Source organism: Psychrobacter sp. D2, assembly GCF_013608135.1.
GTDB classification, from domain to species: domain Bacteria; phylum Pseudomonadota; class Gammaproteobacteria; order Pseudomonadales; family Moraxellaceae; genus Psychrobacter; species Psychrobacter cryohalolentis.
Map to the genome: position 1 here is coordinate 1 of NZ_JACDXZ010000006.1, position 17,260 is coordinate 17,260.

The window sequence follows — 17,260 nt, forward strand, 5'->3', positions numbered from 1 at the left end:
TGTCTCGTCCTAAAATATATTGATAGTTTTTGCTAAGCCAGATACCCTGAATATCTGGCTTTTTTGTATTAAGCAGGAGATAAATAACCGTCATGTACCTCAGCAGGTGTTCTCATATTTAAACTTAAATGCGGTCTGATATGGTTATAGACATAAACAGACTCATCGATCAGCTGTTTAAGCTCACTCATCGTATTGCACTCATACAACAAGAACTCATTCTTTAAAATCCCATTAACGCGCTCAGCCAATGCATTTTGATAACAATCATAGCCATCGGTCATAGACGGTGTGATGTTATTTGCTCTAAGCACCTCTTGATACTCTGATGCACAGTACTGTAGACCTCTATCAGAGTGATGAATCGCTTTATGAGTATAACGCCGCCTTTGAGCTGCCATCTTAAGCGCTTTTACAACCTCAGTCGCTGGCATACTCTCACTTAAATGATATCCCATAATCTGTCTTGAATACCCATCCGTCACTAAAGATAGGTAGTGCGTCCCTTGTTTGGATGTGACATAAGTAATATCAGCCACCAAGGTTTGTTCAGGCTTGATAGGCGCAGGGGCATCTTTCGTTAGATTGGGATGCTTTTTCATCCAGTGCTTACTAAAGGTCGTCTTTGTATAGCTACGTTTGGGCTTAACCAACAAGCGGTGTGCTCTTAGATAATCAAAGAAGCCATCACGGCCAATCTTTATGCCATGAGCCATCAGCTTAGGCTTAATGAGCCAATATAACTTCCGACCTCCTATGCGAGGCATGAGCATTCGATACGCTTGCACCCAGTCTTTGATGACAGTAAACTTGCTTGCTTTGTCATGCTGCCGAATACGATGTTGATATACCGCTTGCGGACTAACACTAAGCAAACGACATCCTTGAGCTAAACTTATTTGTTTGTCTGTTTTGAGTTTCCAAAGGATGCCGTAGAAGACTTTTTTCTAGCATTTTCTCCATAGTCATTTTCAAATACTTCGACTACTTTACTTAAAATAAGGTTATGTGCTTTAGCATCAGCCAGTTCACGCTCTAAACGTTTGATGGTTTGGGCAGGGGTTTCTTTATGCGGCATAGTCTGGCTCTTAAGGGGATGGATCCAGTCTAATTTACCATGCTTTCGCAGCCACACCAAAACGGTACTGCGTCCTTGTATGCCATAAATTGCTTGCGCTTGTTTATAGGTCATGTCGCCTTTTTCTATACTGTCAACGACGGCTAATTTAAAGCCTAAGGTGTAATCTTTTTGAGTGCGCTTAACCTTTACAGTGTCTAACTTGTCCATGAATAAGCTCCTTTTTCGTAAACTTATTTCAGGACGGGACAACTGCATAAAAAAAGCCTTATAACTCTTTATAAGGCTTTTTTTATGAGCAATATTTTCTGGATAGTGTGAATGCTAATAATTAATAGCGCGGCGGCACATACATATCATCAGGAATAGGCTCGCGATAATATTCATCATCACGCTTACGATCAGGTAGCTCCACCTCATCGCGTGGCACTTCTTTATACGGAATTTGCTCAAGTAAATGGGCAATACAATTGAGCCTTGCACGTTTTTTATTATTGCCCTCAACCACCCACCAAGGCGCTTCAGGAATGTGCGTACGCTCAAACATCGTCTCTTTTGCTTTTGTATAATCTTCCCAGCGTCGCCGTGATTGCAAATCCATCGCTGACAGCTTCCACTGTTTCAGTGGGTCATGAATCCGGCTCATAAATCGAGAATGCTGTTCATCATCAGTAATTGAAAACCAATATTTTACCAAACGTATGCCCGAACGTACCAGCATACGCTCAAACTCTGGCACTGATTGAAAAAACTCTTCGTACTGCGCATCCGTACAAAACCCCATGACACGCTCGACGCCCACGCGGTTATACCAGCTACGATCGAATAAGACAATCTCGCCTGCAGCAGGTAAATGCGCCACATAACGCTGAAAATACCACTGTGATTGTTCACGTTCAGTAGGTGCGGGTAGCGCAGCGACTCTACAAACACGGGGGTTTAATCGTTGGGTGATACGTTTAATCGCCCCACCTTTACCCGCAGAATCACGCCCTTCAAATATCACCACAATGCGCTCACCGCGATCAACGACCCAATCTTGCAGTTTAATCAGCTCACGTTGTAAACGTACCAGTTCTTGAAAGTAGGTACGCCGATCTAACCGCTCTTGCTCACTCATCTCGCGACCATCAAACCGGAAATCGCGTACATAATCGTCTATTTCATTCTCAAGCTCTTCATCGTAACTGTCAATTAAGTCTTGATGCATCTTGCGTTTTAACTCATCGTTCAAAAGATCTTTATCCATACGCTCTATGAATGTCACTTGCTCAGGTGTAGTTAATTTACTGCGTTCTTGCTCGGTTAAAGATGTCGGGTCAATTATTAAGGGTTTTTTACCCATGATGCGCTCCTGATAAATATTTTTATTATGCTGTTACTATCTTATAGCCCATTGAATCCAAAAGTACGTCGATATAAGTGTCGTTTTTACAAATATCTTTATTCTGTTTTATACCCATCTTTACTTTAGCATAGCAAGCTCAATTCTATGAGTAGAGTAAGCTTCATTATTGTGTTAATAAAGTAGCCAATATTTATTTAGATAAAAAAATACCCTCTAATCAATAGATTAAAGGGTATTTTTAAAACTGCATCAGTCTTACACGTTGTATTTACATATCACTATTTTTCTAAGATACAGGTCACACCTTGACCGCCAGCGGCGCAAATAGAGATAAGCGCACGACCTGAGCCTTTTTGATCTAATAGTTTGGCAGCAGTGGCTAGGATACGACCACCGGTTGCAGCAAATGGATGACCTGCAGCAAGTGATGAACCGTTGACGTTTAGCTTACTACGATCGATAGAGCCTAGTGGCGCATCAAGACCTAGACGCTCTTCACAGAACTTCTCGTCTTCCCATGCAGCAAGCGTTGATAATACTTGTGAAGCAAAAGCTTCATGGATTTCATAAAAATCGAAATCTTGTAGCGTCAAACCAGCACGCTCAAGCATACGCGGTACGGCATAGGCCGGTGCCATGAGCAAGCCTTCTGTATCACCAGATTTACCGATGAAATCAACAGCCGCTGTTTCTTGATGGACGATATAAGCCAATGGTTTTAGACCATGTGCTGCCGCCCACTCATCAGTACCCAATAGGATACAAGATGCACCATCAGTCAATGGGGTAGAGTTAGCAGCAGTCATGGTTGGCTTAGCATTCTTCTTACCAAAAACAGGCTTGAGCTTAGCTAGCTTCTCTAAAGTGGTATCTGGACGCAAGTTGTTATCGCGGGTCAGACCTTTATATGGGGTAATTAAATCATCAAAGAAGCCTTCGTCATAAGCGCGTGCTAGGTTTTGATGACTATTGAAGGCAAGCTCATCTTGCGCTTCACGGCTGATGTTCCATTCAAGCGTAGTGATCGCTTGATGGTCGCCCATGGATAAACCAGTACGTGGCTCACCATTTTGCGGCGTATCAAGTAAATCTTTCGGGTTTAGACCCATCAATGCTTTTAGGCGTTGTTTATTGTCTTTAGCTGCGCCCAATTTAATCAATACTTTACGTAAGCCATCGCCGACTGCGATAGGCGCATCAGAAGTAGTATCAACACCGCCAGTAATGGCTGAATCGATGATACCAAGCGCGATTTTATTGGCAGAAGCAAACGTCGCTTGCAAGCCAGTACCACAAGCTTGTGAGATATCATACGTTGGGGTATGTGGGTTAAGTGCAGTATTTAATGTCGCTTCACGAGTCAAGTTGATATCGCGGCTCAGTTTCATAACTGCACCAGCAACGACTTCACCGATTTTTTCATCTTGTAAGTTAAAACGCTCGACCAAACCATCTAACGCAGCAGTGAGCATATCCGTGTTGCTAACATCAGCATATGAGCCGTTTGAGCGAGCAAATGGGATACGGTTGCCACCTAGGATAGCCACACGGTTCTGACCTGAGCTAAGCTTAGTCGTACTTGCTTTTTTAGCCACAGTATTTGTTTTCTTAGCAGGAGTCGCGTCAGCCTTTTTAGGCGCTTCTTTTTTATCGCTGTTACCTTTTGCTGCACTTTCTTTAGCTGCGTTATCCTCTTTCGTAGCAGTGGTTTTACTATCTTTTGCTACGGTTTCTTTTTTAGCGCTATCAGCTTTTGGTTCTGCTGCTTTGGCATCTGTTTTTTTAGCATCAGTGGTGTCTGATTTTACAGCAGTATCAGTGCTCTTAGTATCACTGGCTTTTACCACGGTGGTCTCAACAATAGGACTATCTGGGTGATTGCTTTTGTTACTCATAATATTATCCTTAAAAAATATGGGTAGAAATAGAAAAGGGAAGTTATCAAAAAAAGATTTAAATAATAGAAGTCTTTATTCTAAAAACAACTAAAATACTTTAGATACGTATTACCATTTATTGCGATATATATTACACATTATTGTCATACAGCATAAGACGCTTTTTATAACCTTACTGTATATCTTTAGCAAACGATGTGACGCTTAACCGTAGATATTGCAGTGTTTACAAGGATAAATACAAGCTTTATAAACTGGCTAGTACTGATTAAAAGCATTGCATAATCGTAGGTTTGATAATATATTGTTATCGATAAATGGATTTGCTATAACTTATAGGTCTTAGTTTAGCACAAACTAAAATCCTTTAACGGCAGAAAAATAGACCATCTTGTATACTGGCTTGTCTACATATTGCTATGGACATTAGTGGTTTTTGGACTTATTCGGTATGAATGTGTATAGTTAAGACCGTTTCTAACCTATTTAATAAGTACTTATTATTTATAAATGATGATGTTAATGTCGCTTTATACAGGTAGTTTTTATAATCAATGCACTTTAATAGCGCGCATTTCATCATAGATACATTTTATTCTTGTTTACTATTATTTTACTCATCAATTAAAGGATTATATTATGTCAGACCGTTATGGTGATTTTGTTCAGTCGTCTATTGGTAAAAAGGTTGCAAAGAATTTAGGCTTACCGATGCCAGTAGATCTTGACCGTTTTGATAGTGGTCAACCTTTGGTACGTGGCAGCGTGCTGGTTGGTCGTGCTAATGGTGGCGATAACGCAGTTAGTGCGTCAGTGGCTCGTATTTTGTCAGAGCTGCATACGGAAATCTTTGTAAATAGTGGTGATGACGTAAAAGATACCCTGTCGGATGCAGGCGTTAAAGCCAAAGCCAATACTGGCAGTGATGATAAGTTTAAAGTTTTATTGTTTGATGCCAGCAATATTAGCAATGCTGAAGAGCTCAAACAAGTGTACGAGTTCTTTCATAGCGTTGCGCGCCGTGTCGAAAAATCAGGTCGAGTGATCGTCATTGGTCGTCCACCAGAAGCGTTGACTGATATCGAAGCCGCATTGGCGCAGCGTGCCCTTGAAGGTTTTGTAAAATCAGTTGGTAAAGAGTTTAAACGTGGTATTACCGCACAGCTTATCTATGTTGAAGCAGGCGCAGAGCAGAATTTAGACTCAACGCTACGTTTTTTCACGTCAGCGCGTTCAGCTTATGTGTCAGGACAGGTCGTACGTGTCAGTAATGGTTCCAATGTCGATGTCGATTGGAACCAACCATTAGGTGGCAAAACCATGCTTGTCACTGGCGCAAGTCGCGGTATTGGTGAAGCAATTGCCCGTGTATTGGCTCGTGAAGGGGCGCATGTTATTTGTTTAGATGTACCACAGCAGCAAGCTGACTTGCAGAAAGTGGCAAGTGAAATTAGTGGTTCGGCTTTGACAGTGGATATTACCAGTGCTGATGCTGGTAAAGAAATCGCAGAAGCTGCACAAAAACGGGGTGGTTTGGATTCAGTGATTCATAATGCTGGTATCACCCGCGATAAAACACTAGCAAATATGGATGATAAACAGTGGGATATGGTGCTCAATATCAATTTGGGCAGTATCGCTAAGCTCAACCGTTATTTACTAGATAACGATGTACTAAAAGATGCTGCACGTATCGTCTGTGTGTCTTCAATCTCAGGTATCGCTGGCAACTTGGGTCAAACCAACTATGCGACCTCAAAAGCTGGTGTCATTGGTTTAGTCAATGCAACCGCCAAGCAGCTAGAAGATAATGCAAAAGGCATGACCATCAATGCAGTTGCGCCAGGATTTATCGAAACGCAAATGACTGAAGCGATTCCATTTGCTATCCGTGAAGCAGGTCGTCGTATGAACTCGATGAGCCAAGGCGGTTTACCAGTCGATGTTGCAGAAACCATCGCATGGTTTGCATCGCCTGCTTCTGGTGGTCTAAATGGCAACGTTGTCCGCGTTTGTGGTCAAAGCTTATTGGGTGCATAATTGTCCTAATACCATATGAAAATGCAGATAATAACGAGGGATATGTGAGCCATAAAGCTGGTCGCTGATTGCCTTTATTAAGCAAGATATTGAGGTTACTTCACATATGCTTACGAAAAAACTGCTCATAACTTGTAATAAAGCTGCCCAAGGGTGGCTTTTTTATGATAAAAACAAAGTGACAATAAGCCAAACACCGTTGCGCCTATTTTAGGATTTCATCTTATATTTTAGTCATCGAATTCATAGCATATTAAATGCCATCAAAAAACTACTCAATCCCAACTTAGGATGTATTATGTCAGACAAACATTATGATGCGTTGCCCAAAGCGCATACTACCTATGCAAATATTGTCAAAAGCCTATTGCCTATCGGTAATAATGGTAAAGTCAGCCGCGATGAGTTGCCGCAAGCGACATATTTTGTAGATGATTTGCATATTGATCAAAGCAATCTAAATGATTATCGTAAAATTTGCGGCTTTGCAGACGATGGCAATGTGCCAATTACGTATTTTTCGGTGCTTTCACAGGCGTTACAGATGAATATGATGGTCAAAGAGCCATTTCCATTTGCTATGCTAGGACTGGTTCACGTCGATAACAGCGTGACCCAGTATCGTGCCATTAAGCAGAGTGAAACGGTTGCTATGTCAGTGATGTTTGATAATTTGCGTGACCATGCCCAAGGTCAGCAGTTTGATTTTGTCACCAGGGTAAAAGCAGCAGACGAAATCATTTGGGAAGGCACGTCGACTTATCTATCACGCAGCAAAAAACCTGCCAGCAGTAAGGACAAAAAGAGTACGCCGCGTCCAGTAGCCGTTAAGCCATCAATCAAAGAAGAAGGTGTTCACAGTATTTTTGAAGTGCCAGAAGATATCGGTCGCCGTTATGCGTTTGTCTCAGGTGATTTTAACCTGATACATTTGCATCCATTATCAGCGCGTGCCTTTGGTTTTCCAAAAGCCATTGCTCATGGTATGTGGTCAAAAGCTAAGTGTTTGGCGATGATGGGCGAGCTGCCTGATGCTTGTACGGTTGAGGTGTCATTTAAGCTGCCTATTTTCTTACCATCAGAAGTAGAGCTTATCGCTGATCCACTTGCTCAGTTAAAAGGCGCAGAAGATACTTGCCAGTTTGGTTTGTTTAGTGCAAAAAATGACAAGCCGCATCTTGCTGGTGTGATTACCTTGCAGGATGAAGCAAAGTAAAATATAATTTTTATATCAAAAATCATTACTATTGAACACATTTATCCTTATGACTTTACATGAAAATTCAAAAAGCACCGAATGCTCTGCTCATTCAGCTGCGGTAGACAAAGCAGCAGTTGCTGATGCTAGCAGTGCCGACACTAGTAGCAACGATAATGGCATCGATCTTGCCACCATATTTGAGCCATATTTTCGTCCTGATGAAAATACCATCGTATGCGGTGCGCTTGATGATGAAAAGGTGGCCGCATTGGCAGCAGCTGGAGTTGAGTTGGTTATTAACTTGCAGCCTGATGAAGAGCTGAAATTCGATGAAAGTACAGCTGTAGAGCAAGCAGGTATGCAATACGAGCATTTACCTATCAATGGCACTGCTGACTTGAAACAGCTTAAAATACTGGCGTTTGATAACATACTACGTCAGCATCATGGCAAAAAAATTGCCATGCATTGTGGCTCTGGCAATCGTGTTGGCGCTGCCATAGCCTTACGGGCTGGTTGGTTACGTGGACGTAAAATGGATACGGCTATGGAGCGTGGGCGTAGTCATGGTTTAACTAAACTTGCAGAAGAGGTTCATAATCGATTGCTAGTGCCGCGTTAAATCATAAATATCCCTAATAATAAAAATGGCGACCTTAGGGTTGCCTTTTTTATTGTGTGATACATTATAAAAATATTTTGGAGGATAGAGATTTTTTATCCTGATAAGATGTATGACAGGCTTTAAACTGAATAACTTCATAAATATAAAATAGAACAGGGCACTTATGAAAAATAATAATGAAAGCATCTCTACAGCTACCCATCAAAACGCTACCGTAGGTACATATACTGACAATCATATCCAACGTCGGCTTCAACAGTTGCTAACAGATTTGCAGCTTGATGATGCGCCGGCAGGCGGTGCATTAGTGGTTTATCAAGCTGGCAAATGTATCGCACAGGCAAGTGTGGGACTGGCACGTGCTGATTTATCATGGAATCCAGATACTTTATCATTGAACTTTTCGACTGGCAAAGGCATCTTGGCGACACTGGTTCATGTATTGGTATCACAGAAAAAACTGGATTATGACCTACCGATTGCCCATTACTGGTCAGCATTTGGCGCGCAAAATAAAGAGAAAATCACTTTACGCAGCGTAATGTCGCATCAAGCCAATATTTTTTCGATTCAAAGTATTGACCTCGATAATGAAACCGTCCTTGATTGGAATATGATGCTAGAGAAAATTGCAGCAATGCCTGTGACTGCCCCTGAGCAGGCGGAATTATACGACAGTGCTTACAGTGCCTTGGTCTATGGTTGGGTGCTGGGCGGCGTGATAGAAGCCGTTACTGCGATGCCACTGGCTCAAGCGTTACGCCATTATCTAACAGAGCCATTAGGTATTGCCAACAGCTGCTACTTTGGTGTACCAAAAAATCAGGTCGACAAGGTTGCGCGATTGGTTAAAAACTTTGAGTCAGTAGAAGAAGTGTCAGAAAATGCACAAGAAAGCTCACAACCGCAGCCACGTTCCCGCCGTCATAAACCAGTTTTAAAACCAGATTCGGTAGATACCTTGCAAACTTATAGCGATTTACCAAGCTATGCCTGCTGGCAACAACAAGCAGCCAATCAGTATGTAATCCAATCAGTAACAGCTGATAATAAAGAGCAGAGAGGGAAAGTATTGCCAACATTGGATACGGCACAAATCAACCGTTTATACTTTGATAACAGTCAGCTGAATCTCAAAAACTATAAAGCAGCCCTGTTACTTGCGAGCAAAGAACCGATTGACTATTATCATCCGCAGACTTTACGAGCTACTATCCCTGCTGCCAATGGCGTCGCATCAGCACATGCACTGGCGACGATTTATGCGATGTTGGCTAATGGTGGTATGTGGCAAGGGAAAACACTCATTGATGAGGCAACTTTTAAGCAGCTATCAACGCCGCAAGTCACTGGTATGGATGCCGTTATGCCAGCCCATATGGATTGGCGCTTGGGTTACCATCGCCGCTTTAGTATTTGTAATAGCGATAATTTTGAGGTAAACACTCACGATACAAAATTTCATGCGCCACAAAGTTTTGGACACATGGGCTATAACGGTTCAGTTGCGTGGTGCGACCCTGAGCGGCAGCTATCGTTTGCCTTTGTCCATAATTTTGATGTGACCATGCTCAACGATATCCGCCAGTTTGCGCTGACGGAAGCAGTCTTGGATCTAATTAATACTGAAATTTAATCAGCGTTAGTGCTTTATAAATAGCATTTTTTAGTTAAAGAAATACTGTTCATTTTATTATTGCGCTTTGTTTGGTGTCATTTTAAGCAGCTGTTTTGCTGTTAAACCATGTATAAAAATAGACGCTAAAATCACAATTGAGCACACTATCCAAAGTTTAAGGGCATCTTCATCATTAAAAAACCCTTGGTTGAGTGCATAAGATAAGTAGTACAGGGTACCGATGCCGCGGATACCTAGGGCTGATATGGCGTATTTTTCAGTAGGCGGTAGATTCAGCCCTGATAAGGCAATAAAGCCGCCAAGCGGACGAATCAATAATAAAAAAGTAAAGCTGACGATGTAGACGCGCCATGTTAGCTCAACGCCAGCTTGTAGACCTTGTCCAAGGAACATGCCAAAGATGACAAGCACCAGTGACATGAGTAAACCTTCTGATTGCTCAGCAAAATCATGCAATTTATGGTGGTAAGTGTGTTCAGATTCGGAACGACGGAACGCAAATGCCGCGACAAATACGGCAATAAAGCCGTAACTATGGACGTATTCTGCCAATCCATATGCCACCAAAGTCAGGGCAATGACCACATAACCTTGAGACATAGTCGTCTCACGGCTATACTTTGAGAACACCAACTTTGCCATGACTTTGCCAACAACGATGCCGACCAGTAACCCTGCGCCAATCTTCCACAATACATCATGGGTAAACCAAGACCACAGCATATCCCCCGTAAAACGCTCTCCTTCGCTATAGGCTTCTGCGATCTTAATCGCAAGATATACAAAAGGGAATGCTAGACCATCATTTAACCCTGCCTCTGAGGTTAAGGTAAAGCGTGGTGTATCTTCACCTCCGGTATTGGGCGGTCCAACTTGAATGCTAGAGGCCAATACCGGATCCGTTGGGGCAAGGACAGCGCCCAATAAAATCGCAGCACCTATCGTCATACCAAAGGCATAGTAACCTAATACTGCCATCGCAAAGATACCGATGGGCATGGTAATCAGGAGTAGGCGCATCGTCGGACGCCATAATCGCCAGGACAGCTCTGTATCAATCTTGATACCCGCACCGACCAAAGAAACCAACACTACGATTTCAGTCAGTTTTTCAATAATCAGTCCATTATCGATAGGGTTTAAAAATGCCAAACTTGTCCAAAAATAGCCCATCAGCAAACCAAAGCTTAATTGCAGCATGGGCAAGGAGATAGGCGTGCGTTTAAAGATAATCGGAAATAGCGCACCGAATACGAAGGCAATGCCGCAAACCAATAAGAATAAATTGTAATTTTCAATCATGAGGTTGATGCACGCTGTTATATTTGATTTAAAGTTTAAAAAAGTCACACTTAGTAGCTGTTTATAATGACGGTAAAAATATCTAAATATCGCAAAAAATCGTTATCAGATAGTGATTAAATAGACAGATACGTTGTTTTTTGGTGAAAAAAAGCCTGCATTGCGCAGGCTTAATAAATTCAGTTCAAGTATAGTACTTAAATATTATTGTCTAACGTTCAACTTGGCTGACGTCACGTACAGCGCCCGTATCGGCGCTGGTGGTCATTGCGGCATAGGCACGTAAAGCAGGAGAGACATGACGCTCACGGCTGACGGGTTTCCAAGCATCACGTCCACGACTTTCCATTTCTTCGCGGCGAGCCGCTAATTCGGCGTCGCTCACTTGCATATTGATGGTACGGTTTGGGATATCAATATGGATAGTATCGCCTTCTTGCACTAAACCAATGGCGCCGCCTTCAGCGGCTTCTGGGCTGGCATGACCAATAGACAAGCCTGATGTCCCACCAGAGAAGCGACCATCTGTAAGCAGCGCACATTCTTTGCCTAGGCCTTTAGATTTTAGATAAGTCGTCGGGTAGAGCATCTCTTGCATACCAGGACCGCCTTTTGGACCCTCAAAACGGATGATAACCACATCGCCTGCGACGATTTGATCATCAAGCACCGCTGCTACTGCGTCATCTTGTGATTCAAAGATGCGTGCACGTCCGGTGAAAACCAAGATGCTGTCATCAACGCCCGCAGTTTTGACCACACAGCCACGCTCAGCAATGTTTCCGTATAGAACGGCAAGACCGCCATCAGTTGAATAAGCATGTTGGGCACTTCGGATACAGCCTGACTCTCGGTTCACATCCAGATTTGACCATTCTTTTGATTGTGAGAAAGCCTCAGTCGTCCGTACGCCACCAGGGGCTGCGATATAGCGTGCACGTGCTTCAAGATTGTCAGGATTCATAATATCCCATTTATCAATCGCTTCTTTCATCGTGGCACTATGGATAGTTGGCAAATCGGTATGCAGCAAACCAGCACGGTCAAGCTCGGCCAATAGCGCAAAGACACCACCAGCACGATGCACATCTTCCATATGATACTTTTGTGAAGCAGGGGCAACTTTAGCCAAACAAGGGACGCCACGACTTAAACGGTCAATATCGTGCATTTTAAAGTCGACTTCGGCTTCATGTGCAGCAGCAAGCAAATGCAAAATAGTATTGGTAGAGCCGCCCATGGCTATGTCTAAAGTCATGGCATTTTCGAACGCGGCTTTAGTGGCGATAGAGCGCGGTAGGACTGAATCATCATCTTGCTCGTAGCGACGTTTGGCTAGTGACACGATAGTACGACCAGCTTCTAGGAATAGCTCGCGACGTAGCGAATGAGTTGCCAATAGGGAGCCATTACCCGGTAATGCCAATCCTAACGCTTCGGTCAAGCAGTTCATCGAGTTGGCAGTGAACATGCCAGAGCACGACCCACAAGTCGGGCACGCTGAGGCTTCAATAGCAGCGACATCTTCATCACTAATGCTATCATCGGCCGCGTCCATCATCGCATCGACGAGGTCAAGCTTACGAATGGCATTACCTTTACTGTCAGTGCTATGGACGTCGCTACTACCATCATTATTATGACTGTGTGCGACCGTGCTGGCGATAATTTTACCCGCTTCCATTGGACCACCTGAAATAAAGACGACGGGAATATTGAGGCGCATGGCTGCCATCAACATGCCAGGGGTGATTTTATCGCAGTTAGAAATACACACCAAGGCATCCGCACAATGAGCATTGACCATGTATTCAACAGAATCAGCAATTAAATCTCGACTCGGTAGTGAATACAACATACCGCTATGACCCATGGCAATACCGTCATCGACGGCAATGGTATTGAACTCTTTTGCCACGCCACCGGCTTTTTCAATCTCGCGTGCAACCATTTGTCCCAAATCTTTTAAATGCACATGGCCGGGTACAAACTGGGTAAAAGAGTTCGCAATGGCAATAATAGGTTTGCCAAAGTCGCCATCAGTCATGCCAGTTGCGCGCCACAGGGCACGAGCGCCTGCCATATTACGACCGCCGGTAGAGGTTTTTGAATTATAATCCATGTGGTATTCCTTACAAATGAGCGAGATTTATTAATATGTGCAGCATCCGCTGCAATGTTGATAGTGTGCTTTTTATACCGGGCGAGTACTAGTGAATAATACTAAGTCGTTACCATACCATTAGATATGAGTAACTGAAAATAATTAACCTATAACAAACAAGAATTAAGGGTAAATCATTTATGCAATGCGCTCCAAAATAGCGGTTTCAAACCAAGGGAGCTCAGCTTTATCTGCTTCTAGCTTGGCAATGACGACTAAGGCGTGAGTCGCTGGTAGGTATTGATACTCTATATTGGCTTCTATCGTCAATGGTAGCGGCTGATTGGTTTCTGTATCAATGCTCTGTTCGTCAATACTAATCAGCGCTTGTTTATTGTTTTTATACAGGATATCAATACGACCAAAAAACTGCCATTCTTTAAAGGCTGCAATGATAGCATCATCTTTATCTTTAGTATAAATCTGCTGCGTCTCTTTACCCGTATTGGTCCAATGCAAACGCACAGCGAGTTGTAATGCTTCGCTAAATACCACCAATGAGCCAATCACCTTGACATGCCACGGATTGGATATGAGTCCTTCATCGATACCAATTAGCTTGGCAGCTTCTTGCGCTGTCATCGGTGTATTAAATTGTGCCAGTAGCTTTGGGGTTAAAGGATAAGTCTGCTTAACGACATCGTCCAAACTGTCATAATGATATAAAAATGGCAGCGGTAAGTCTTGAGTGATGGTCTTTTGACTGATTTTACAGTTATGAATACGCCAACTGATGGCTTTATCAGTCAATGCTTGCGCTAATATAATGGCATTTGGGTCAGTAGCTGGAGGGTTATTTGCCCCAAGCGTTTGCTCATGCTCACCATTGTTTATGGTAGCGTCGTTGATAGACTGCGTATGAGCGTCAGTATTATTAGATAATTGAGTTGGCAAGGCAGTCAAATCCATCATGGTAAGGTCATCGAGAGAGTAGATTAATATAACATTTATCGCGCATGGCTCGTCAATAATTTAATTATCAACGAGAGCAGCAAGTTAGTTCATGAAGATCAATCAGTGATTATCTGATACTTGTACTTAAGTGAGATTTCGTCCACTATATTTAATGGTGTAAGTATTCGTTTAATACTCGCTATCCAATCAATACTAACTTTGATTCAATAATAATACAGGTTAAAGGAATAAGATAATGAGCCAAGCCAATCCGCAAACTACTTATAAAGACGATAATATTTTTGCCAAAATGCTCGATGGCGATATCCCTTATCATAAAGTTTATGAAGATGATAAGACTCTTGCTTTTATGGATATCATGCCACAAGCAAAGGGGCATGTTTTGGTCATTCCTAAGCAAAAAGCGGTGGACTTAGCTGATCTTGAGCCTGAATACGCGGCAGCTGTGTTGATGACGGCTAAAAAAGTCATGGAAGCCCAGCGTCAGGTATTTGATCGTGAAGGCATTATCCAAATGCAGCTAAATGGTGCAGAAGCGGGGCAAACAGTTTTTCATTATCATGTGCACCTGATTCCTTCTAGTATTCATGAGCTTGGTCGCCATGCCGTCACACAAGCAGATCATGCCGAGCTTGCAAAAACAGCTGAACAACTGGCAGCGATTATTGCTGCGTAATTTTAAAAACGTCTATCGTTGTTCTGAGTTAAAAGAACAGATAGTACTTACTCTTTAGATAATAATAAAAGGGCAACTAACAAGTTGCCTTTTTTGTTTTTAGGTAATAGTGCTGTAACAATAGTTCAAGTAATGTGACAAATGGGCAGCAATACTGGGGTTAGTAATCGGTTTGTGGTAAACATTAAGTCTACTTGATCGTTAATATAAGAATCTGCTTATGAAGAACAAATCCTCCCGTTCCACTATCTTATTGCCCGTCTTCGTGCCGGCAGCAGCCATTATGCTGCTATTAGTGATTGGTACTGCTATTAATCCTGAGTCTGCTGGGGAACTATTTAGCACCGTTCTGAATTTTACCACTGAGACTTTCGGCTGGTTCTATATGTTAGCAGTCGCCATATTTTTGATGTTTATCATTGTCTTGGCGTTTTCGTCTTATGGCAGTATTAAACTGGGACCAGATCATGCTCAGGCTGAGTACAATTTTCTTGAATGGTTTGCCATGCTATTTTCAGCAGGGTACGGCATCGCTTTACTATTTTACGGCGTAGCAGAGCCAGTCATACACTTTGCCAGTCCGCCACTCTCAACGCCACAGACTATTGAGGCTGCCAAAGAAGCGATGCAAATTGCCTATTTTCACTGGGGTTTTCATATTTGGGCGATTTATGGTGTGGTAGGTTTGTCGCTGGCATATTTCTCTTTTCGTCATGGCTTGCCCTTGTCAATGCGCTCAACACTATATCCACTCATTGGTGATAAAATTTATGGTCCGATTGGACATACTGTTGATGTGTTTGCCATTGTGGGCACGATGTTCGGTATTGCGACCAGTTTGGGGATTTCTGTATCACAGATCAATGCCGGGTTAAATTATCTATTACCAAATACGATACCTGTTAGTATTACAGTTCAGGTGATTATCATTGCGCTGGTGACACTAGCAGCTTTGGCATCTGTTCTCGCTGGCATGGATAAAGGGGTAAAGCGACTCTCAATTTTGAACATGATGTTAGCAACGGGACTGATGCTGTTTGTTTTTATCGTGGGTCCCACCATCTTTATTCTAAACGCTTTTATGGAAAACACGGGCAGCTATTTAGGCAATATCGTTGAGCGTACTTTTAGTTTACAAGCTTATCAATCGAGTGATTGGATCGGCAGTTGGACACTCTTTATCTTTGCATGGACGATTGCTTGGGCACCCTTTGTCGGATTGTTTATTGCCAAGATTAGTCGGGGTCGTACTATCCGTGAATTCGTATTGGGCGTGATGTTAGTACCAACCTTCTTTACATTCTTTTGGTTCGCGGTTTTTGGTGATACAGCGCTCCATATGATTATGGTTGATGGCTACGATGCACTCATTACTGAAGTGCAGAACAACCAAGCAATTGCGTTATTTAAATTATTAGAGAACTTGCCTTTTACTCAGATAGTGTCGTCATTAACAGTACTATTAATTATTACCTTTTTTGTGACCTCATCGGATTCAGGGTCGTTGGTGATTGACTCTCTTGCAGCGGGTGGACGTAGTGATACGCCATGGTGGCAACGTACTTTTTGGGTAGTAACTGAAGGGGCAGTTGCCGCGGCTTTACTGGTAGCTGGTGGACTGACAGCATTGCAGACTGCCGCTATTGTCAGCGCCTTACCCTTTGCCGTTATTATATTGATTTCGATATTTGGCATGTGGCGAGCGCTACGTATTGAAGGTCATCGTAACCAGAGTTTAGGTAACGATAACCATTTGCCGCCGCATCTTCTGAAACTAGAGGCTTGGCGCGAGCGTATTGATTATATGACTGAGCAGCCAACACGCGATAAAGTGCTTAGTTATATCAGAGGAACGATTTTATCTTCTATGAACGAAGTGGCTGAGAAGTTCGCCGATACAGGTTGGTTACCTGATGTGAATTATGATGAGATCAATAACCGCGCTGTATTAGAATTGAGAAGTGGCGATAATGTGGAGTTCTGGTACGAGGTTCGCTTATCAGAGCATGATATTCCTGATTATTATACGGAAGATATGGCAAACAAATTGCCGCAAGAGCACCATTACCGTGCTGAAGTGTATTTGCGCCGTGGTGGTCAGACCTATGATTTATATGGTTATGAATCAGTGTCGATTATTAATGACATTATCGATCAGTTTGAGAAATATCTACACTTTGTCAATGTTTCACCAGATATTCTACCGTGGCGTATGCAAGAGCATGATGAAGATATAACGCTTGAGCAGGGCAGTGTGTTTGATAAATAGGTATATTAAACAGGACATTCAATGTTGATAAACTTTATGAGCTGAGCAAATGATTACGTAATCCCTTGCAATATGCGCACGAATCCTTAGAATAACGGCTTGTTT

The 17,260-nt window shown here is 42.7% G+C and carries 12 protein-coding genes; 6 read left to right on the forward strand and 6 right to left on the reverse strand.

Going from position 1 to position 17,260, the window contains the following annotated elements; translation table 11 throughout:
* Positions 1 to 68: 68 nt before the first annotated feature.
* From H0262_RS08740 to H0262_RS08750, 3 genes are all read right to left on the reverse strand, one after another.
* Positions 69 to 1,288 (reverse strand): IS3 family transposase gene (locus H0262_RS08740; RefSeq protein WP_181209883.1). Its coding sequence is split into 2 segments (ribosomal slippage): positions 69 to 949 and positions 949 to 1,288, totalling 1,221 coding nucleotides; the frame shifts between segments, so codons are not numbered across the junction.
* A 121-nt stretch (positions 1,289 to 1,409) separates the two neighbouring features.
* On the reverse strand, positions 1,410 to 2,423 hold the full coding sequence (gene ppk2, locus H0262_RS08745) for a polyphosphate kinase 2 (protein ID WP_011513404.1): 1,014 nt from the start codon (positions 2,421 to 2,423) through the stop codon (positions 1,410 to 1,412).
* A gap of 281 nt (positions 2,424 to 2,704) precedes the next feature.
* Positions 2,705 to 4,321, reverse strand: a complete 1,617-nt coding sequence (locus tag H0262_RS08750; RefSeq protein ID WP_181210493.1) for an acetyl-CoA C-acetyltransferase — start codon at positions 4,319 to 4,321, stop codon at positions 2,705 to 2,707.
* Between the two features lie 642 nt (positions 4,322 to 4,963).
* Between H0262_RS08750 and H0262_RS08755 the strand changes: the two genes are divergently transcribed.
* The 4 genes from H0262_RS08755 (at position 4,964) to H0262_RS08770 (ending at position 9,826) form a co-directional block, all read left to right on the forward strand.
* Positions 4,964 to 6,364 carry a 3-oxoacyl-ACP reductase gene (locus tag H0262_RS08755; RefSeq protein WP_011513406.1) on the forward strand — a complete coding sequence of 467 codons (1,401 nt, stop codon included), beginning with the start codon at positions 4,964 to 4,966 and terminating at the stop codon, positions 6,362 to 6,364.
* A gap of 298 nt (positions 6,365 to 6,662) precedes the next feature.
* Entirely contained in the window at positions 6,663 to 7,580 is a 918-nt protein-coding gene (locus H0262_RS08760; RefSeq protein WP_181210494.1) for a MaoC family dehydratase, read from the forward strand.
* A 49-nt stretch (positions 7,581 to 7,629) separates the two neighbouring features.
* Positions 7,630 to 8,187, forward strand: coding sequence for a beta-lactamase hydrolase domain-containing protein (locus H0262_RS08765; protein ID WP_181210495.1), 558 nt, complete (start codon positions 7,630 to 7,632; stop codon positions 8,185 to 8,187).
* A gap of 166 nt (positions 8,188 to 8,353) precedes the next feature.
* A complete protein-coding gene (locus tag H0262_RS08770) occupies positions 8,354 to 9,826 on the forward strand; it encodes a serine hydrolase (RefSeq protein ID WP_181210496.1) in 1,473 nt (490 codons plus the stop codon).
* 57 nt (positions 9,827 to 9,883) lie between these two features.
* Here H0262_RS08770 and H0262_RS08775 read toward each other — a convergent pair whose 3' ends face one another.
* The 3 genes from H0262_RS08775 to H0262_RS08785 all read right to left on the reverse strand — a co-directional run bounded on the left by H0262_RS08775 (position 9,884) and on the right by H0262_RS08785 (position 14,207).
* A complete protein-coding gene (locus H0262_RS08775) occupies positions 9,884 to 11,131 on the reverse strand; it encodes a sodium:proton antiporter (RefSeq protein ID WP_181210497.1) in 1,248 nt (415 codons plus the stop codon).
* Positions 11,132 to 11,342: 211 nt separating this feature from the next.
* On the reverse strand, positions 11,343 to 13,253 hold the full coding sequence (gene ilvD / locus H0262_RS08780; RefSeq protein ID WP_181210498.1) for a dihydroxy-acid dehydratase: 1,911 nt from the start codon (positions 13,251 to 13,253) through the stop codon (positions 11,343 to 11,345).
* A gap of 180 nt (positions 13,254 to 13,433) precedes the next feature.
* Positions 13,434 to 14,207, reverse strand: a complete 774-nt coding sequence (locus H0262_RS08785) for a hypothetical protein (protein ID WP_181210499.1) — start codon at positions 14,205 to 14,207, stop codon at positions 13,434 to 13,436.
* 238 nt (positions 14,208 to 14,445) lie between these two features.
* On the opposite strand from H0262_RS08785, the gene H0262_RS08790 reads away from it, so the two are divergent.
* Both H0262_RS08790 and H0262_RS08795 read left to right on the forward strand, forming a co-directional pair.
* Positions 14,446 to 14,886 carry an HIT family protein gene (locus tag H0262_RS08790; RefSeq protein ID WP_181210500.1) on the forward strand — a complete coding sequence of 147 codons (441 nt, stop codon included), beginning with the start codon at positions 14,446 to 14,448 and terminating at the stop codon, positions 14,884 to 14,886.
* Between the two features lie 220 nt (positions 14,887 to 15,106).
* Complete coding sequence (locus H0262_RS08795; protein ID WP_149492715.1) at positions 15,107 to 17,155, forward strand: BCCT family transporter; 2,049 nt, start codon at positions 15,107 to 15,109, stop codon at positions 17,153 to 17,155.
* The last annotated feature ends 105 nt before the right edge of the window (positions 17,156 to 17,260 follow it).

What these genes read in the sequence shown, in the direction of transcription:
- ppk2 (WP_011513404.1), bottom strand. Translation starts at nt 2,423, where the DNA reads ATGGGTAAAAAACCCTTAATAATTGACCCGACATCTTTAACCGAGCAA.
- H0262_RS08750 (WP_181210493.1), bottom strand. Translation starts at nt 4,321, where the DNA reads ATGAGTAACAAAAGCAATCACCCAGATAGTCCTATTGTTGAGACCACC.
- H0262_RS08755 (WP_011513406.1), top strand. Translation starts at nt 4,964, where the DNA reads ATGTCAGACCGTTATGGTGATTTTGTTCAGTCGTCTATTGGTAAAAAG.
- H0262_RS08760 (WP_181210494.1), top strand. Translation starts at nt 6,663, where the DNA reads ATGTCAGACAAACATTATGATGCGTTGCCCAAAGCGCATACTACCTAT.
- H0262_RS08765 (WP_181210495.1), top strand. Translation starts at nt 7,630, where the DNA reads ATGACTTTACATGAAAATTCAAAAAGCACCGAATGCTCTGCTCATTCA.
- H0262_RS08770 (WP_181210496.1), top strand. Translation starts at nt 8,354, where the DNA reads ATGAAAAATAATAATGAAAGCATCTCTACAGCTACCCATCAAAACGCT.
- H0262_RS08775 (WP_181210497.1), bottom strand. Translation starts at nt 11,131, where the DNA reads ATGATTGAAAATTACAATTTATTCTTATTGGTTTGCGGCATTGCCTTC.
- ilvD (WP_181210498.1), bottom strand. Translation starts at nt 13,253, where the DNA reads ATGGATTATAATTCAAAAACCTCTACCGGCGGTCGTAATATGGCAGGC.
- H0262_RS08785 (WP_181210499.1), bottom strand. Translation starts at nt 14,207, where the DNA reads ATGATGGATTTGACTGCCTTGCCAACTCAATTATCTAATAATACTGAC.
- H0262_RS08790 (WP_181210500.1), top strand. Translation starts at nt 14,446, where the DNA reads ATGAGCCAAGCCAATCCGCAAACTACTTATAAAGACGATAATATTTTT.
- H0262_RS08795 (WP_149492715.1), top strand. Translation starts at nt 15,107, where the DNA reads ATGAAGAACAAATCCTCCCGTTCCACTATCTTATTGCCCGTCTTCGTG.